The organism is Micromonospora sp. WMMD961 (assembly GCF_029626145.1).
Taxonomy (GTDB): Bacteria; Actinomycetota; Actinomycetes; order Mycobacteriales; family Micromonosporaceae; genus Micromonospora.
Genome location: NZ_JARUBJ010000002.1, coordinates 1,642,513 through 1,661,146, shown reverse-complemented (window position 1 = coordinate 1,661,146; position 18,634 = coordinate 1,642,513). Strand labels below are relative to the sequence as shown.

Sequence of the window (18,634 nt, the reverse complement as noted above, 5' to 3'; positions counted from 1 at the left end):
TCAGCGAGATGCGGAGGGGAACTCCTCGAAGTACGCCTCGACCCGTTCGGCCGTCGCCGGTCGGGCCAGCGCGAACCCCTGCCCGTACCGGCAGCCGCCCCGGCGCGCCCTCTCCACCTGGGCCGGCGACTCCAACTCCTCCGCGACGATCTCCACACCCAGCCGCTCGCCGACGTTGACCACCACGTCGATCAGCGGCGGCTGCCCGTCCGGTCGCGCGCCCACCAACTCCGGGCCCACCTTCAACAGGTCGATCGGCAGCCGGCGAAGCTGCGCCAGCGAAGCGTGTTCGGCCCGGAAGTCGTCCAACGCGGTGCGTACGCCCAACGACCGCAACCCGGCCAGCCGGGCCACCACCGTCGACAGGTCGGCGGCGACCCGCGGCTCGCTCACCTCCACCACGAGCCGCTCCGGCGGCACCCCGTACGCGGCCAGCACGGCCGCCGCCCGCTGCACGAAGTCGGGGGAGGTCAGCTCCCGGGTCGTCACGTTGACCGCCATCCACAGCTCCCGGACGCCCACCGACCAGTTGGACAACTGCCGGCAGGCCCGGTCCAGGACCCACCACTCCAATTCGCCGACCAGGTCCAGGTCCTCGGCGACCGGCAGCAGCTCGGCCGGGAGCACCGTGCCGAGGACCGGACTCCGCCACCGCAGCAGAGCCTCCGCGCCCACCGGTTGCCCGTCGGCCAGGTCGAGCACCGGCTGGTAGACGAGGTCCAACTCGCCGCGGGCCACCGCACCGGGCAGCTCTCGCTCCAGGTCGAGCCGACGGACCAGCTGTTCCTCCAGGAACGCGTCGTACCACTCGACCCGGTCGCGACCCAACTGCACCGCCCGTCGCCGGGCCAGCTCGGCCTGCCGGAGCACATCCGCCGGCCCAGCCCCGCTCACCTCGGCCAGCCCGATGCTCGTCTGCACCCGCAGCACCGCGCCGGGCAGCGGATAGGGCGGGCTGAGCGCGGTCAGCAGCCGGGTGCCCAGCGCGTACGCCAGCACCGGACCGGCGGCGGTGACCACGGCGAAGCCGGCACCCGTGCACCCGGTGACCAGGTCGTCGGGAGCGATGACCGCGCGGGCGCGGTGCACCGCCTCGGCCAGCACGTCCTCCCGGGCCGTCGGGCCGACCGAATCGGTGCCGTGCAGGTCCACCAGCAGCAGCGCGCCGGTCGGCGCCGGCACGTCACCGATCGTGGCCAGGGCGTCCAGCAGGGCCGCCCGGTCGCCCGGACCACCGCCTCCCGGAACGGGCCGCCGGTCGACAGCTGGCCAGGCGGCACCCGAGGGCCAGGACGCGCCGACGCCACTCGCGGTGGTCGGTGCGGCCGGGTCGGCGGCGGACGCGGGCGGTGCGGGCGGCGGCTCCGACCTGCCCAACCAGCGCGGTTGCGCCGCACGGTGCCGGACCCCACCGGCGGCGCGGCGGCGGTGCGCGGCCCGCCGCTCGGTGATGGTCGCCTCACCCGCCCGCAGCAGCTCGCGCACCATCAGGGACGGCACCGCCGCCAGGGCCAACACCACGCTCGTCCGGTCGGGGGCGCGTCCGGCACCCAGGTGCAGACCCCCCGCCAGCAGCAGCATCGCCGCCGGGAGCACCGCCCGGGGCCAGGCCGCGGCGACCGGCGGCACCGGCTCCGCGTCACCCGCGGCCTCCGCACCGACCGCGACGAGCAGCATCCCGAACACCAGCGGGGGTACGGCCAGCAGGGCCGCCCGGCCCGCCGGTGCGGACACCAGCGTGGCCAGCAGCACCAACCCACCCAGGGTGAGGAGGACACCGCCCCGGCAGACCGCCGCGTCCGAACGTCGGCGTGGCCCCGCGAACGCGTCCAGCGCGGCCATGCCCAGCCCGCCGAGCGCCAACGCGGCGACCAGCCGGGCCGGATCGGGCAGGGCGTCGCGGGGCAGCAGCAGCCAACCGGTGAGGGCCAGACCCACGGCCGGGCCGCCCGACTCGACCAGCCGGCGCAGCCGCGCCCCGGGCGACGGACGCGTCCGGCCGGGGAGGCGACGCAGACCGCCCACCGCGAGGACCGCGACCGCGAACGACCCGACCAGCACGGCGAAGCTCGGCCCGGGGGCGGCCAGGGGCAGCACGACAGCGGTGAGACCAGCGGTCACCACCGCCGCGTCGAGCAACACACCCGCCGCGCGCGGCGGTGGGCCGGTGGCGCCTGGGCCGGCCAGCCGGGAGAGCCGCACCCCGGCGACCGTGGCGCCGGCACCGACGGCCAGGGCGATCACCACCGGTGTCGGAACCAGGTCGAAGGCACCGGCGAGAAGGAGCAGCGTCACCACCGTGGACGTGACGGCCTCCGACGCCGCCCGGCGAGGGACGAGAACGCGGAACGGGTACGCGAGGAGCACAGCGGTCGCCTTCGTGAGGGGGCACGGGGGCGGTACGACGGTGCGGGGCATCGGACGTTGCGGGTCCGCTGCTCAACAACTGGCAACGATCGGCGGCCGGATCGGTTACGTGTCGGTCACCTGGAGGAGACAACGACCTGTGTCACTGTACGGCGTACCGCACCCTGCTGGCACCGCCCGCCGCGAGCCGGACCGGCCGGGGGTGGGATCATCGGAGGGTGAGTAAGCCCGACACGGTCCGCTTCCGGCACAACCAAGCCATCCTGGCCGCCGCGATCATCGCCTTCATCGGCGCCCTGCCGCTGGCCAGCGCCCGGTCCTACCTTCTGCCGGTGCTGCTCCTGCCGCTCGCCGTCGCGGTCTGGGCCTGGCGGGCCGGCACCGACGCCGACGCCGAAGGGCTGCGCGTGCGGGCGTTGGCCGGGCAACGCCGGATCGGCTGGGATCAGGTCGTCGAGCTGGTCACCGACGAGCGCGGGCGGGCGGTCGCCCGGCTCGACGACGGCCAGCAGGTCACCCTGCCGGCGGTACGCGGCGTGGACCTGCCCCGGCTGGTGTCGGCCACCGGCCAGACGCCGGCCGAGACGCCCGGTCAGTAACCGTCGACCACCGTGTTGATCAGCGGCTGCCCGGCGGCGAACCGACGCACCTGGTCACCGACCAGTCGGTAGGCCCGCGGCAGCAGACCACGCACCGACCCGGCCACGTGCGGGGTGAGCAACACGTTCGGCATCGCCCAGAGCGGCGAGTCGGCCGGCAACGGCTCCGGGTCGGTGACGTCCAGCGCGGCCGCGATCCGACCGGTGGCCAGCTCGGCGACGAGCGCCTCGGTGTGGGCCACCGGCCCTCGGGCGGCGTTGACCAGCAGCGCCCCGGCCGGCATCGCGGCCAGGAAGTCCTTGTCGATCAGGCCACGAGTCTGGTCGGTGAGCGGCACGACCACCACCACCACGTCGGCCTCGGGCAGCAGTCGGGGCAGCTCCTCGACGCCGTGCACCCCCTGCTCCGGGCGGGCGGTCCGCGCGACAAGCGTGAAACTCACGTCGAACGGGGCGAGCCGGTCCCGCACCGCGGTGCCGATCGAACCGGCCCCGACGATGAGCACCCGCTTACCGGTCAGCTCGTCGGTGGGGGTGTTCCCCTCGTACGCCCAACGCCGCTCGGCCTGCGCCCGGACGAACGCCGGAAACGCGCGCAGCTGGGCGAGGATCGCCGTGACGACCCACTCCGCGGTGGACGGGTCGTGCACGCCCCGGGCGTCGCACAGCGTGACCCCCGGCGGGGTCCGGCCAGCCCAGGCATCAGCACCGGCGGAGAGCAACTGCACCACCGCCAGGTCGGGCAGCTCACGCAGCAACGCCGTCCCGTCCGAGCCGCCCAGGAACGGCGGCACCCAGACGCGGACGTCGGCGGGGTCGGACGGCATCCGGTCGGTGTGCTCGAACACCTCCACCGTCACGTCCGGGGGCAGCTCGCCCATGAGGCTCGGGCCGGCCTGGTGCGGGATCCATACCTTCACGTCCGCCGACGATAGTCCCCGGCGCGGGGGCCCGCGTCGGCACGGCGATGATCCGGCGTCCCGGGGGATGGCGCCCGGCGCCGGGGCGGGCGAGACTCAGCACACCGATGTTCGACTCCGGCCTGGCCGAGGTATAACGAACAGTCGGAGGGCCGGTCGTCCTCCGCCCCGGCAGACAGGTGCTCGATGACCGACGGCTCCCCCGCCAACGCCCGGCGTTCGGCAGTGCCACCTCCGGCGCTCGGCGACGCGGCGCGACTGCGTGCGCTCACCGAGACCGGGCTCGACGCCGTCCCGGACGAGGCGTTCGACCGGTTCGCCCGGCTGGTCAGCGACCTGCTGGACGTACCGGTGGCGCTGGTTTCCCTGGTCTCCGCCGACCGGCAGTTCTTCCCGGGCGCGGTCGGGTTGCCGGAACCCTGGTCGCAGCGCCGGCAGACCCCGCTGAGCCACTCGTTCTGTCAGCACGTCGTGGACATCGAGGTGCCGATGGTGCTGCCGGACGCTCGGCTCTACCCGCGCGTCCGGGACAATCTGGCCATCGACGACCTCGGTGTCGTCGCGTACGCCGGGATGCCGCTGACCGACCTCTCCGGCCGGGTGCTCGGCTCGCTGTGTGCCATCGACAACAAACCCCGCGCGTGGACGACCGCCCAACTGCGGACACTGGCCGACCTGGCCGCCGCGTGCTCGTCGGAGCTGCGGCTGCGGATCGCGCTCGACGGCGCGCAGGAGGCACAACGGCGAGCCGTGCAGGCGCACGAGCGGTTGGAGCTGGTCGCCGGGGTGAGCGAGACGCTGGCCGGCACACTCGACGTGGGCACGGCGCTGCGCCGGCTCGCCGCCACCATGGTGCCGCCGCTCGCCGACTGGTGCCTGCTCACCCTGATCGGGCCGACCGGCCAGCCCCGCGAGATGGTCTCGGTGCACCGTGACCCGGCTCGCACGACGGACGTCGAACACTTCGGTGAGCTGCTGCGCACCGGGCTGAGCCCGGATTCGATCATCCGGGCGGTCCTGCGCACCGGCCAGCCCCAGCTCGGCAGCGTGGCGTCCCTGGCCGACGTGGCGCGGGGGACCACCGACCCGGAGCTGGTGTCGATCGCCGCCCGCCTGGGCATCGCCTCGTACCTGAGCGTGCCGATGCGCGCCGCCGGCGGCACCGTGCTCGGGGCGATCACCCTCGTCAACAGCTCGCAACGTCAGCAGTTCGACGACCATGACCTGCTCACCGCGGCCGAGATCGGTCGCCGAGCCGGCCAGGCCGTCGGCAACAGCTCGATGTACAGCGAACAGCGGCACGTCGCCGAGGTCCTGCAACACAGCATGCTGCCCAACCTGCCGAACGTGCCGGAGCTGGAGCTGACGGCCCGCTACCAGCCGGCCGCCGACCAGGTCGAGGTGGGTGGGGACTGGTACGACGCGTTCATCCAGCCCGACGGCGACGTGATCGCCACCATCGGCGACGTGGCCGGGCACGACATCGAGGCGGCAGCGGCCATGGGCCAGCTGCGTAACCTGGTGCGCGGCAACGCCTTCGGCCGGCCCGACAGTGTCGGCGCGCTGATGAGCAACCTGGACGGCGCCATCCGCGGCCTGCGGCTGCCCATCGCCGCCACCGCGACGCTGGTCCGGATCTGTCCACAGGTCGCCGGCGTCCACGAGGTGACCTGGTCCAACGCCGGGCACCCACCGGCCCTGGTAGTCCGCGCCGGCGGGGCGGTCGAGGTCCTGGAGGCGACGCCGGAGCCGCTGCTCGGTCTGGCCCGCTCGCGGGCGCGGACCAGCAAGCCGACCAACCTGGCCACCGGCGACACCCTGCTGCTCTACACCGACGGGCTGATCGAGCGGCGGGACCGGTCCATCGACGAAGGGTTGGCCGAGTTGGTGGGCCGACTGACCGGCACCGACACGCTGCCCCTCGACGAGGTGTGCGACCTGCTGCTCGCCTCGATCCACGGCCGTGAGGACGACGCCGCGCTGCTGGCCGTACGGGCACGCTGAGCGGTCCACCGGGGACCCTCCGGCCGGGGTGACCGGCGCCGGTCGGATCGCGACGGGCCCGGGTGAGCCGTCCGGCGGGCTACCCTGGGCCGGGTGAGAGCCCGTCCCCCGTACCCTCGCGTCCGGCACCTCCGGGCGACCCTCGCGGCGTCCTGCGCCGCGCTGCTGCTCGCCTCGGGTTGCAGCTTCGGCGAACCGGAGCCCGACCCGGCCGGCGAGCCGCCCAATCTGCCGACCCCGTCGGCGTCGGCGAGCCCCGGCGGCGCCGGCCAGCAGGCGGTGGCGACCGTGCTGGCCAAGGGTCTGCGGGTGCCCTGGGGCATCGCCTTCCTGCCCGACGGCGGCGCGCTGGTCACCGAACGGGACAACGGCCGGATCCTGCAGGTCGGCCCGGAGTCCGGGCCGGACGGGTTGCGGGTCCGCCCCGCGCAGACGATCCCCGACGTGGCGGCGGCCGGCGAGGGCGGTCTTCTCGGCATCGCCGTCTCCCCGAACTACGCCCAGGACCGGTCGGTCTTCGTCTACTACACCTCCGCGCAGGACAACCGGGTCGCCCGGCTGGAACTGGGCGGCCAGCCCACCCCGATCCTCACCGGCATTCCCAAGGCCAACGTGCACAACGGCGGCGGGCTGGGCTTCGGCCCCGACGGGCAGCTCTACGTCAGCACGGGCGACGCTGGTGAGCGCCCCCTCTCGCAGGACGTGAAGAGCCTCGGCGGCAAGATCCTCCGGATCACGCCGGACGGCAAGCCGTCCGCCGGCAACCCGTACCCCGGATCCCCGGTCTGGTCCCTGGGCCACCGCAACGTGCAGGGCTTCACCTGGGACGGCGCCAAGCGGATGTACGCCGTCGAGTTCGGTCAGAACACCTGGGACGAGATCAACCAGATCACCAAGGGCGGCAACTACGGTTGGCCGGAGGTCGAGGGGCGGGCCGGTGACAAGCGTTTCACCGACCCCATCACGCAGTGGGCGACCTCGGACGCGTCCTGCTCCGGTCTGGCCGCCGCGGACCGGCTGTTGGTCGCCGGCTGTCTGCGGGGCAAGCGCCTCTGGGTGATGGAGTTGACCGACACGGGTACGCTGCTGGGTCAGCCCAGTGAGCTGCTCACCAACCGGTACGGCCGACTGCGCGCGGTGGCCGCCGCACCGGACGGGTCGCTCTGGGTGGGCACCTCCAACCACGACGGGCGGGGTGACCCGGCCGGCGACGACGACCGACTCCTGCGGGTGGTCTTCGCGGGCGGCGACGGCGGACGCAGCTGAGCTTCGTCACCATCCGTTCAGGTTCGCCTAGATCTCCCGACGGGCAGGTCAGAATCTCAGCATGGACGGGCAACGCGACGAGCAGCACGACGCCGACGACGACCGGGACGCCACGGGTGCCGGCGACGATCCGCCGCGACCGAACGGCCGGTGGCTAGCGCTGGCCGGGCCGCTGCGCCGCATCGGGCTGATCGGCGCCGTCCTCGCCATCGCCCTGGCCGGGGCGGTGCTCGGCGTCCTCGCCGGCGGTCGGGTGGAGACCGACATCGGCCCGTTCCGGGCCGACCTCAGCATCTCCCCCTCCCGGGACGGCGGCACCACCGTCGACATCCCACCGCTCGGGGCGCTGCTGCTCGACAGTCACGACGGGCCGACCCACCTCACCGTCCGGCTGGGCGCACTCGACCAGGGCCGCACCGAGGCGCTGATCGACGACCCGGCCAGCATCAGCCGGGCCAGCCAGAGCGCCGTGGAGGACGTCCGCTCCGGCATCATGCGGCTCGGCCTGCGGGCTCTCGGCGCGTCGGTGCTGGTCACGCTGATCCTGGCCGGGTTGATCTTCCGGAACTTCCGGCGGACGGCCTGGGCGGGCGGCCTGGCGCTGCTGTTCACCGCCGGCAGTCTCGGCACGGCGGCGGCCACCCTACGTCCCCAGGCCATCGAGGAACCACGCTACGAAGGGCTGCTGGTCAACGCGCCGGCCATCGTCGGTGACGCCCGCCGGATCGCCAACGACTACACCAAGTACGCCGAGCAACTGCAACGCCTGGTCGGCAACGTCAGCCAGCTCTACACCACGGTCTCGGCGCTCCCGGTGTACGAGCCGGCCCCGGGCACGACCCGCGTCCTGCACGTCTCCGACATGCACCTCAACCCGACCGGTTGGCAGCTGATCCGCACCGTCGTGGAGCAGTTCGGCATCGACGTGGTGATCGACACCGGGGACATCACCGACTGGGGCAGCGAGCCGGAGGCGTCCTTCGTCGGTTCGATCAGCCTGCTCAAGAAGCCGTACGTCTTCATCCGGGGCAATCACGACTCCGGCAAGACCGCCGCCGCGGTGGCGCGGCAGTCGAACGCGATCGTGTTGGACAACTCCATCACGACCGTGGCCGGCCTGACCATCGCCGGCATCGGCGACCCGCGCTTCACCCCGGACAAGAACACTTCCCCGGCCGGCAGCGGGCTGACCCCGCAGGTGGCCGACCAGGTGGTCGGAGCCGGCATCGATCTCGCCGCGACGGTCCGCGCCTCACCACGACCGGTGAACATCGCGTTGGTGCACGACCCCGCGTCGGCCGGGCCACTCGCCGGCACCTGCCCGCTGGTGCTGGCCGGGCACACCCACTCCCGGCAGGTCTCGAAACTGCCGCAGGCGCCGGGGGAGCAGCCCACCACGCTGATGGTGGAGGGCTCCACCGGAGGTGCCGGGCTGCGGGGCCTGGAGGGCGAGAAGCCCACCCCGCTGTCGATGAGCGTGCTCTACTTCGACCAGCAGAAGATGCTCCAGGCGTACGACACCATCACCGTCGGCGGCACCGGGCAGGCCCAGGTCAACCTGGAACGACGCCTGGTGGAGAACCCGAGCGCCGGGGTCCCCGCCCCGGTCTCCCCCACACCCACGCTCGCCCCGACACCGACCCCGACCCGCTGAGCGCGGGCCGGGGCGTGCGCGCGCCAATCAGCGCAGGGCGATGGCGGCCAGCGCGGCGTTGACGATGCTGCCGGGCAGCAGGTCGTGCAACTCGTACAGCTCGGCGACGGTGCCGGACTGGCCGAACTCGTCCACCCCGAGCGGCACCGCCGGCGCTCCGACCGCCGACCCGAGCCAGGCCATCGCGTGCGACGCCGCGTCGTGCACCGTCACCACCGGCACCCGGTCGGCGAACGCGGACCGCAGCGCGCCCGGCACGCTGGGCACCGTGGCCGTCCGCACGCCTTGGCGCAGGGTGCGCTGCCAGGCGCGGTACAGCCGGTCCAGCGACGTCACGTCCACCACGTGCGCGGCGACGCCCTCCTCGGCCAACTCCGCCGCGGCGGCCAGCACCTCCGGCAGCACCGCACCGGAGGCAGCGAGCTGCACCACCGGGGCGTCGGCCAGGTGCGGGTACGCCTGGTGCGCGTCGACCAGCCGGTACGCCCCGGCGACCACCTGCCGGCGCAGCACCGCGTCACCGAGCCGGGCCCGGGCCGCCTCGAACGGTGCCTGGTCCAGCGGGCGCGTGCTCAACCGGAAGTAGTACGCCCCGTCCTCGGTCGGCGCGGCCGTCGCGGCCGGGCTCGCACCGCCGGCGATCTGCCCCAGCGCGTCGCAGAGCAACCAGTCGAGGCTGCCCGCGTACGCCGGTTCGAGGAAGGTCACCCCGGGCAGTTCCAGGCCGACCGACGCGGTGATGGTGGACTGGTGGGCGCCGCCCTCCGGGGCCAGGGTGATGCCGGACGGGGTGCCGGCCACCACGAACCGGGAGCCGGAGTACGTGCCGTACAGGAACGCGTCGAGGCCGCGCAGCACGAACGGGTCGTAGACCGTTCCCACCGGCAGCAGCGGCTGCCCGGACAGGTCCCACGACAGGCCGAGCTGACCCAGCAGCAGGAACAGGTTCATCTCCGAGATGCCCAGCTCGATGTGCTGCCCGGCGGGGCTCTCGGTCCAGCGCAGCATCCGGTCCTCGGTCCAGGAACGCTGCTCGGTGGGGGCGAACACCCCGGTCTTGTTGATGAACCCGGCGAGGTTGGTGGAGGTGGCCACGTCCGGGGCGGTGGTGACCAGGTAACGCCCGACCTCCCGGTCCCGGGCCAGGTCCACCAGCACCCGGCCGAAGACCTCCTGGGTGGAGATCGGCTTGTTGGCGCGTACTCCCGTGCTCTCCGGGACGGTGACCCCCAACGCGCGCTCGCGGGGCGCGCGGGACAGCGCCTCCCGGCGGGCGCCGGCCCGGATCCCGGCGGGTGACGCCGGGTCGAGGCGGTCCCACTCGGTCTCGGCGGTCAAGCCCTGCGCGGCCCGCAACGTGTCCACCTGCTCCGAGCTGAGCAACGCCGAGTGGTTGCGCGGGTTGCCGGCGATGGGCAGACCCCAACCCTTGACGGTGTACGCGAAGACGACGCTGGGCCGGTCGGTGACCGCGTCGCACTGGGCGTACGCGTCGAGCATCGCCTGAAGGTCGTGCCCGCCCAGGTCGGTGACGAGCGGGCCCAACTCGTCGTCGGTGATGTCGCCGATCAGCTCGCCGATGCCGGCCGGCGCGCCGTCCAGGAACTGCTTGCGCAGGGCCGGGCCGGCCAACCCGAACAGCGACTGGTACTGCTCGTTGGGCATCGCGTCGATCCAGTCGCGCAGCGCCTCGCCACCCGGCCGGGCGTACGCCTCGGCGAGCTTACGGCCGTACTTGACCTCCACGACGTGCCATCCGGCCGCCTCGAACTGACCGCGCCACTGGTTGATCCGGATGCCCGGCACCACCCGGTCCAGCGACTGGCGGTTGAAGTCGACGAGCCACATGACGTTGCCCAGCCCGGTGGTGGCGGGGTCGGCGACCGCCTCCCAGATGTTGCCCTCGTCCAGCTCGGCGTCGCCGATCAGCGCCACGAACCGGGAGTGCGGGCGTGCCCCGAAGTGCGCGTCGACGTACCGCCGGGTGGCGGCGGCGAAGAGCGGCGCCGCAGCGCCGAGGCCGACAGAGCCGGTGGAGAAGTCCACAGCGTCCGGGTCCTTGGTACGCGACGGGTACGACTGGAGGCCGCCACGGGCCCGCAGCCGGGGCAGGTAGGAGCGGTCCAGGTTGCCGAGCAGGTACTGGATGGCGTGGAACACCGGGGACGCGTGCGGCTTCACGGCGACCCGGTCCTCGGCGTCCAGGTGCGCGAACCAGAGCGCGGTCATCGCCGTGACCAGGGAGGCGCTGGACGCCTGGTGGCCGCCGACCTTCACACCGTCACCGGTGGCCCGGTCGTGGTTGGCGGCGTCCACGATCCGGGTGGCGAGCCAGAGCACCCGCCGCTGGATCTCGTCGAGGACATCGAGGTCGTGCTGGGTCACGGTGGCTCCATCCAGGCGTCGCCGTTGACGCCCACTATCCAAGGGGTGCGAGCTAAGGAAGGGCCCCTTCTTAACGCCTGATGTATAAGAAGGGGCCCTTCCTTACAATTAGCCCTGGACGCCGAGGCGCTCCAGGATCAGCGTGCGGACGGCGGCGGCGTCGGCCTGGCCCCGGGTGGTCTTCATGACCGCGCCGACCAGCGCGCCGGCCGCGGCGACCTTGCCGCTGCGGATCTTGTCGGCGATGCCGGGGTTCGCGGCGATCGCCTCGTCCACGGCGGCGGTCAGCGCGCCGGTGTCCGACACGACCTCCAAGCCCCGGCTGGTCATGATCTCGGTGGGTGAGCCCTCACCGTCGACCACACCCTCCAGCACCGTACGGGCCATCTTGTCGTTGAGCTTGCCGGCGTCGACCAGCCCCTGAAGCTCGGCCACCTGGGCGGGGGTCGCGCCGATCTCGGCCAGCTCCACGCCGCTCTCGTTGGCGCGGCGGGACAACTCACCCAGCCACCACTTGCGGGCCGCCGCAGGGGTGGTGCCGGCGGCCACGGTGGCCTCGATCAGCTCGACCGCGCCCGCGTTCAACACCGACTGCATGTCCAGGTCGGACAGGCCCCACTGCTCCTGGAGCCGACGCCGGTGCACCCGGGGCAGCTCCGGCAGGGCTGCCTTCAGCTCGGCGACCCAGGCCGGGTCCGGGGCGATCGGCACAAGGTCCGGCTCCGGGAAGTACCGGTAGTCGGTGGCCGTCTCCTTCGAGCGACCCGGGGTGGTGTCGCCGGTGTCCTCGTGGAAGTGGCGCGTCTCCTGCGTGATCCGGCCACCCGCGTCGAGCACCGACGCCTGCCGCAGCATCTCCGAGCGGACCGCCCGCTCCACCGACCGCAACGAGTTGACGTTCTTCGTCTCGGTACGGGTGCCCCACTCCGCGCCCGGCAGGTTCAGCGAGGTGTTCACGTCACACCGCAGCGAACCCTCCTCCATCCGCACGTCCGAGACGCCGAGGGTGCGGATCACGTCGCGCAGCTCGGCGACGTACGCCTTGGCCACCTCGGGGGCGAGCGCACCGGTGCCCGTGATCGGCTTGGTCACGATCTCGACCAGCGGGATGCCGGCCCGGTTGTAGTCGACCAGCGACTCCGTCGCGCCGTGGATGCGGCCGGTGGCACCACCGACGTGCAACGTCTTGCCGGTGTCCTCCTCCAGGTGCACCCGCTCGATCTCGATCCGCACCGTCTCGCCGCCCACCTCGACGTCCAGGTAACCGTCGACGCAGATCGGCTCGTCGTACTGGCTGATCTGGAAGTTCTTCGGCATGTCCGGGTAGAAGTAGTTCTTCCGGGCGAACCGGCACCACTCGGCGATCGAGCAGTTCAACGCCAGACCGATCCGGATGATCGCCTCGATCGCAGCCTTGTTGGCCACCGGCAGCGAACCGGGCAGGCCTAGGCACACCGGGCAGACCCGGGTGTTCGGCGCGCCACCGAAGTCGGTCGGGCAGCCGCACCACATTTTGGTGTTCGTGCCCAGCTCGACGTGGGTCTCCAGGCCGATCACCGGTTCGTAGCGCGCAACGACCTCGTCGTACGCGGGCAGTGTCGTGGTCATGAGACGCTCCAGGCGCGATCCGGACAGAACCTGTCCAGCCTAATGGGGTTGCCGCGTCCGGCTTCGCGCGGGTTTCGAGAACACACAGTTGTCGTCGCCGAGTGTGTCCGCGACAACACCCGGGTACCTGTCGACCATGACGAATACGGGGAATGATCGATCCACTGGCCGGGCCGATCCGGGCCGACGGTACAACACCAGGCAGGTGCTCCTGGCGGTGCTGGCCGCGTGGGTGGTGGCGGCCGTGCTCACAGTGGTCGGCTGGTCCGTCGCCGGCGGCGAACGGCAACCGGACGACCTGTGGCTGTTGGTGGTCCTGCTCGTCATTCCGGGCGTGATCGGGCTGGCCGTCGCCCGGGGGATAGGACGGTGGACGGCGTCACGCCGGCGAGACCGGGCGGGATCGTGACCCCGTCGGCGGCTGAGCCGTCGGGTCCTACCGATCGGGTCATCGGTCCGACGTCCGGCCCGCCGGCTCAGCATCCCGCTTCGGCCTCGACCCCACCCGCTCGTGGACGTGGGCCGACCTCACTGCGGCAGTCGGTCGGCCGCCGCTCGTGGCGGAGTGCGGCACTGGTTGCCGCAGGGCTGGTGGTGGGGCTTCCGACGCTGACGGTGGCGGTGTTCGTCTTGGACGGGCGGGAGACCTCGCCGCGCGGCGTGCTCACGATCTTCACGCTCTCACTCTTCTTCGCGGCGGTCGGCGCGGCGGTGGCGCTGCTGGCCGGGCACCGACTACCCGGCCCTCCGGCCGCCCGGAGCCCCGATCCGGCGGTTCGCCAGGCCCTGCGCGCCGGGCACACCGACGACCCGCGCGTCGACGCCCTCGCCCGCCGGGAGGCAGAACGACGCAGGGGTGGGCGCTGGGTGCTCTGGATCCTCGGCGCCGGCGTGCTGCTCGAGGCACTGCTGTTCGTCGGCGCATCCCACCTCTCAACCCGGGTGATCGCCGTGGCGCTCGGCGCTCTCTGGGCGACCCAGGGATGGGTGCGCTGGCGTGGCCTGCGGGAGGCCCGCCGCTACCTCGCCGGGCCGCCGAGCCAGCCCTGACCGACGCTCACACCGTCCGAACGCGCAGTCGGCGCCGAGGGACTGGCCCTCGACGCCGACGCGGTGACGTCCGGTCTACAACGTCGGAGGGGTGAACGTGCCGACCGCGGACTCCAAGGCGGCGGCCACCCGGTACATCCGGTCGTCGGCCATGGTCGGGGCCATCACCTGCAGACCGACGGGCAACCCCTCGGAGAGCCCACAGGGCACCGAGATGCCCGGCCCGCCGTACAGGTTGGTCGGAATCGTGTACAGGTCGGCCAGGTACATCTGGTACGGGTCGGCGGTCCGCGCGCCGATCGGGAACGCCACCGACGGGGTGGTCGGCGAGATCAGCGCGTCGACCTGCTCGAACGCGGCGGTGAAGTCCCGCGTGATGAGCGTCCGGACCTTCTGCGCCTGCCCGTAGTACGCGTCGTAGTAGCCCGACGACAGCGCGTACGTGCCGATCATGATGCGGCGCTTGACCTCCGGACCGAAGCCGGCCTCCCGGGTCAGCGACATGACCTCCTCCAGCGACCGGTTGCCGTCGTCGCCGACCCGCAGGCCGAACCGGACGCCGTCGAACCGGGCCAGGTTGGAGGAGCACTCGCTCGGGGCGATCAGGTAGTACGCCGGCAGCGCGTACGCGAACGTCGGGCAGGACACCTCGACGATCTCCGCGCCCATCTTCGCGAGCGCGTCCACGGACTCGCGGAAAGCGGTCATCACACCCGGCTCGGCACCCTCGCCGACGAACTCGCTGACGATGCCGAGCCGAACGCCGGTCAGGCCACCTGTCGCGCCGAGCTTGGCTGCCGCCACCACGTCCGGCACCGGCTGCGGGATCGAGGTGGAGTCCCGGGGGTCGTGCCCGCCGATCACCTGGTGCAGCAGGGCCGCGTCGAGCACGTTCCGGGCGCACGGGCCGGGAGTGTCCAGCGACGAGGAGAAGGCGACCAGCCCGTAGCGGGAGGTGCCGCCGTAGGTGGGCTTCGCGCCCACGGTGCCGGTGACCGCGCCGGGCTGGCGGATCGAGCCGCCGGTGTCCGAGCCGATCGCCAGCGGTGCCTCGTACGCGGCCAACGCGGCGGCGCTGCCACCACCCGAGCCGCCCGGGATCCGGGTCAGGTCCCACGGGTTGTGCGTCGGGCCGTACGCCGAGTATTCGGTGGAGGACCCCATGGCGAACTCGTCCATGTTGGTCTTGCCGAGCATCACCGTGCCGGCGTCGCGCAGGCGCTGCACGATCGTCGCGTCGTACGGCGGGCGCCAACCCTCGAGGATCTTCGACCCCACTGTGGTCGGCACGCCTCGGGTGGCGAGCACGTCCTTGACGGCAACCGGCACACCCGCGAGAGGGCCCAACTCCTCGCCGGCGGCCCGCCGTTCGTCCACCGCGCGGGCCGCGGCGAGCGCGCCGTCGGTGTCGACGTGCAGGAAGGCGTGCACCCGGTCGTCGACGGCGGCGATCCGGTCCAGGTGGGCCTGGGTCACCTCGACGGCGGAGGTCTCGCCCCCGGCGACCAGGGACGCGATCTCCGTCGCGGTCATCTTGATCAGATCGCTCATGCCGTCACTCCGCTTCGCTCCGCGACGCCATGAGGCACCACAGCGCTGCCATGCTGATTCGCTCGCTGCCGCTCGCTCATGAGGCCACGTCCTCGCTCAGGATCCGCGGTACGCGGAAACGCTGGTCCTCGGCGTCGGGTGCCCCCGAGAGCGCCTCCTGCGGGGTCAGGCACGGTGTGACGACGTCCTCGCGGAAGACGTTGGTCAGCGGCACCGAGTGCGAGGTCGGCGGGATGTCCGCGGCGGCGACCTCGCCGACCTGGGCGACTGCCTGGAGGATCACGTCGAGCTGGCCGGCGAACGTGTCCAGCTCCTCCTCGGTGACGGCGAGCCGCGACAGGCGCGCCAGGTGCGCGACCTCCTCGCGGGAGATGGCGGCCATCCGTGCCCCCTTCTGATGTCCTGCTGGTCGGCGGTGTGCCTGCCGCGCGACGGTGGAGCGTGACGCGCGGTGACCGGAGCGAGTCTATTGTTCCGCTCTGGTGCCGCGTCCCCGACTCCCCCTCCCGACAGCCGGGTCAGCGGGTGGGGCGGCGACCGGTGTCCGACTGCGGTGGCCCGCTCGGGCGTACCGGCCGATACCGGGCCAGCCAGGTGACCAGTTCCTCGGCGGGCATGGGCCGGGCGTAGAACCAGCCCTGCGCGGCGTCGCAGCCGGCGGCGTGCAACATCCGCCAGGTCCGCTCGTCCTCGACGCCCTCGGCGACCACCCGCAGCCCCAACGCGCCGGCCAGCTCGATCATCGACCGGACGATCGCCGCGTCGTCGGCGTCGTCGGCCATGCCGAGCACGAACGACCGGTCCACCTTCACCTCGGACAGCGGCAACCGGCGCAGGTGTTGCAGGGAGGAGTAGCCGGTGCCGAAGTCGTCCAGTGCGATGGCCACGCCGATCCGGTGCAGGTGGGAGATGGTGGCCAGCACCCGGCGCGGGTCGGCCATCAGGGCACCTTCGGTGATCTCCACCTGCAACCGCTCAGCCGGCACCTGGTAGCGGGCCAGCCGGTCGGCGATCTGGTCGGCGATCTCGCCGGTGTGCAGGTCCCGCACGCTCACGTTCAGCGCCGCGCGCAGGCCGATGCCGGCCGCCGACCACTTGGCGAGTTGCTCCACCACGTCGTCGACCACCCGACGGGTGAGGAGGCGCATCACCGCGCTCTGCTCGGCGACCCGGATGAGCTCCTCCGGGTCGACCATGCCCCGCCGGGGGTGCCGCCACCGCAGCAGGGCCTCGACCCCGACCACCTCGCCGGTCGCGATGGCGATCTGCGGCTGGTAGTACATAGTGATTTCCCCGGCGTCGTCCGCCGCGTCACCGTCCGCGTGTGCCCACCCGGTCGATCCGGCCGGTTGCCCCGACGTGCCCGCCCCGGCGTCACGCCGTGGCCAGGGACCACCGTTGCCCCTGGCCGGCAGCGCGCCTGCGTTCGGTGCCCGGCGGCCGTTGCCCGCTCCGGCGCGTCGTTCCCGGGCCGAACCCGAGCGGCTGCCGGCGGCCGGGGCACGGGAGCTGCGGCCCCGGATCGGGTCGGCCCCGGTGGCGATCCGGTTGATCAGCTCGTCGGCGTGCACCAACTCCTCGGCGTTGCGCCGACGGCGCCCCCACCAGCGGGGGCCGGCGGGCGGCGCGGTGGCGACCGCCGACGCCGGCTCCGCGCGTGGTGCGGGCTCGGCCGGGGACCCGATGGGCAGCGCCGCCCCGTCACCGCCGCGCACCTCGGCCTTCGCGGCCAGGGGTACGTCGACCCGCTCGACGCCGCTCGGCACCACGTCCCGGCCGTTCCCGTCGGCCTGCTCGGCCACCCCGTCGTCGTCACCGCGCCCCGCCGGATCCGCCTCGAACGGCCCCTCCGGCCGATCGGGCTGCTCGGCGTCGAACGGCCCTTCCGTCGACGGGCTGGATTCCAGCACCCGGCGCAGGTCGGCGAGGAGGCCGAGTCGCTCGGCGGAGTTGTGGTCGGATTCGGGGGCGTAGACGGCCACCGTGTCGTTGCGGTGCTTCGCGTCGTACATCGCCACGTCGGCGTGGCGCATCAGGGTGGCGAAGTCCTCGCCATGTTCGGGAAAGAGCGCGATCCCGATCGAACCGCCGACGTCCAACGGCAGCCCGTCGAGCGGCACCGGCTCGGCCAGCGCCTGCACCACCCGGTCGGCCAACTCCCGCGCCTGACCGACATCGGTCAGGCCGGTCATCACGATGGCGAACTCGTCTCCGCCGAGCCGGGCGATCATCTGTGGTCGGGGCCGCACATCGGTGAGCCGGGCGCTGACCTCGACCAGAAGCCGGTCGCCCACGGCGTGACCGAGAGCGTCGTTGACGTTCTTGAAACGGTCCAGGTCGATCAGGAGCAGCGCCAGTTGCCCGCCGGGCTCACCCCGGGCCGCCCGCTCGGCGTGCAGGTGCACCTGCTCGGCCACCTCGACCAACAGCGCCTTGCGGTTCGGCAGCCCGGTCAGCGGGTCGGCGGCGGCGAGGTGCTGCTGCTCGACGGTCAGCCGGGCCATCCGGTAGACCGCGAAGAGCGGCACCAGCACCAGCGGGATCAACGCCGCGCTGACCCGTGCGGCGGCGACCAGCACCGGGGCGAGCAGCAACAGCGAGCCGGTGGAGAGCAACTCGAAGCCGAGACCCTGGCGGAGGGTGGGCCACCAGCGGTCGCCGAACCGCAGCCGCACCGCCCAGCTGACCAGCCCGTAGTTGACGACGAACCACGCCAGGGTGGCACCGCCGACCGCAGCCACGTCGGTCCAGTGCAGACGCCCGCCGGAGAAGATGGTGCCCGAGCCGAGCCGGATCACCCCGTACGCGGCGGCGAGAGCGCACGCGTACTGGCCGACGTTGAACGCCGTCCGCCAGGCCGCGTGCCGCATCCGCCAGCCGGAGACGATCACCCCGACCGCCTGCACCACCACCGCGGGGCCGAGGCCCCAGCCGAGCAGGATCGCGAAGGTGAAGCAGGTGGACGGGAACACCGCGGAGGTCTGCCGACGCCCCGGTGGGACGAACGGCCGGGCGTCGCAGACCACCGCGAGCACGGCCATCGTCCAGAACGCCACCGGCAGCCCGGAGACCTCGGCGGGAAGTTTCGCCAGCGGAACGCCAGCGGTCAGCGCGGCGACCACCAGGATGCCGACGACGAAGGTGGCGAACGGAGTCGCCCGCCCCGGAGGGAGCGAGTTGCGTGGATCGGCGGTCTCCACCACACCTCCCGACGAGCGTCGGCGTGCCGG

13 protein-coding genes are annotated in these 18,634 nt (G+C 73.1%); 6 read left to right on the top strand and 7 right to left on the bottom strand.

Annotation, left to right across the window (positions count from 1 at the left end; all coding sequences use genetic code 11):
• Positions 1-2,367, bottom strand: coding sequence for a GGDEF domain-containing phosphodiesterase (locus O7614_RS07935; RefSeq protein WP_278137825.1), 2,367 nt, complete (start codon positions 2,365-2,367; stop codon positions 1-3).
• Positions 2,368-2,585: 218 nt separating this feature from the next.
• On the opposite strand from O7614_RS07935, the gene O7614_RS07930 reads away from it, so the two are divergent.
• Entirely contained in the window at positions 2,586-2,966 is a 381-nt protein-coding gene (locus O7614_RS07930; RefSeq protein WP_278137824.1) for a PH domain-containing protein, read from the top strand.
• On the opposite strand, the gene O7614_RS07925 is transcribed toward O7614_RS07930, so the two are convergent.
• On the bottom strand, positions 2,960-3,886 hold the full coding sequence (locus tag O7614_RS07925; RefSeq protein ID WP_278137823.1) for a 2-hydroxyacid dehydrogenase: 927 nt from the start codon (positions 3,884-3,886) through the stop codon (positions 2,960-2,962). The two genes, O7614_RS07930 and O7614_RS07925, sit on opposite strands and share 7 nt — an antisense overlap.
• Positions 3,887-4,072: 186 nt before the next feature.
• On the opposite strand from O7614_RS07925, the gene O7614_RS07920 reads away from it, so the two are divergent.
• The 3 genes from O7614_RS07920 to O7614_RS07910 all read left to right on the top strand — a co-directional run bounded on the left by O7614_RS07920 (position 4,073) and on the right by O7614_RS07910 (position 8,810).
• A complete protein-coding gene (locus tag O7614_RS07920) occupies positions 4,073-5,890 on the top strand; it encodes a SpoIIE family protein phosphatase (protein WP_278137822.1) in 1,818 nt (605 codons plus the stop codon).
• A gap of 93 nt (positions 5,891-5,983) precedes the next feature.
• Entirely contained in the window at positions 5,984-7,156 is a 1,173-nt protein-coding gene (locus tag O7614_RS07915) for a PQQ-dependent sugar dehydrogenase (protein WP_278137821.1), read from the top strand.
• 61 nt (positions 7,157-7,217) lie between these two features.
• Positions 7,218-8,810: a metallophosphoesterase gene (locus O7614_RS07910; RefSeq protein ID WP_278137820.1), complete on the top strand. Its 1,593-nt coding sequence runs from the start codon at positions 7,218-7,220 to the stop codon at positions 8,808-8,810.
• A gap of 27 nt (positions 8,811-8,837) precedes the next feature.
• On the opposite strand, the gene O7614_RS07905 is transcribed toward O7614_RS07910, so the two are convergent.
• Both O7614_RS07905 and gatB read right to left on the bottom strand, forming a co-directional pair.
• Complete coding sequence (locus tag O7614_RS07905; RefSeq protein WP_278137819.1) at positions 8,838-11,195, bottom strand: pyruvate dehydrogenase; 2,358 nt, start codon at positions 11,193-11,195, stop codon at positions 8,838-8,840.
• A 108-nt stretch (positions 11,196-11,303) separates the two neighbouring features.
• Positions 11,304-12,803 carry an Asp-tRNA(Asn)/Glu-tRNA(Gln) amidotransferase subunit GatB gene (gatB, locus tag O7614_RS07900; protein ID WP_278137818.1) on the bottom strand — a complete coding sequence of 500 codons (1,500 nt, stop codon included), beginning with the start codon at positions 12,801-12,803 and terminating at the stop codon, positions 11,304-11,306.
• A 205-nt stretch (positions 12,804-13,008) separates the two neighbouring features.
• Between gatB and O7614_RS07895 the strand changes: the two genes are divergently transcribed.
• Together O7614_RS07895 and O7614_RS07890 are read left to right on the top strand one after the other, a co-directional pair.
• Entirely contained in the window at positions 13,009-13,212 is a 204-nt protein-coding gene (locus O7614_RS07895; RefSeq protein WP_278137817.1) for a hypothetical protein, read from the top strand.
• A gap of 206 nt (positions 13,213-13,418) precedes the next feature.
• Positions 13,419-13,853 (top strand): hypothetical protein, encoded by a 435-nt coding sequence (locus O7614_RS07890; RefSeq protein WP_278137816.1) that lies wholly within the window; start codon positions 13,419-13,421, stop codon positions 13,851-13,853.
• 75 nt (positions 13,854-13,928) lie between these two features.
• On the opposite strand, the gene gatA is transcribed toward O7614_RS07890, so the two are convergent.
• The 3 genes from gatA to O7614_RS07875 all read right to left on the bottom strand — a co-directional run bounded on the left by gatA (position 13,929) and on the right by O7614_RS07875 (position 18,604).
• The gene (gene gatA, locus O7614_RS07885) at positions 13,929-15,404 is read right to left on the bottom strand and encodes an Asp-tRNA(Asn)/Glu-tRNA(Gln) amidotransferase subunit GatA (protein ID WP_278137815.1); all 1,476 of its coding nucleotides are present in this window, start codon (positions 15,402-15,404) and stop codon (positions 13,929-13,931) included.
• Positions 15,405-15,480: 76 nt separating this feature from the next.
• Positions 15,481-15,786, bottom strand: a complete 306-nt coding sequence (gene gatC / locus O7614_RS07880; protein ID WP_088991147.1) for an Asp-tRNA(Asn)/Glu-tRNA(Gln) amidotransferase subunit GatC — start codon at positions 15,784-15,786, stop codon at positions 15,481-15,483.
• Positions 15,787-15,922: 136 nt separating this feature from the next.
• Positions 15,923-18,604, bottom strand: coding sequence for a GGDEF domain-containing phosphodiesterase (locus O7614_RS07875; protein ID WP_278137814.1), 2,682 nt, complete (start codon positions 18,602-18,604; stop codon positions 15,923-15,925).
• Between the last annotated feature and the right edge of the window lie 30 nt (positions 18,605-18,634).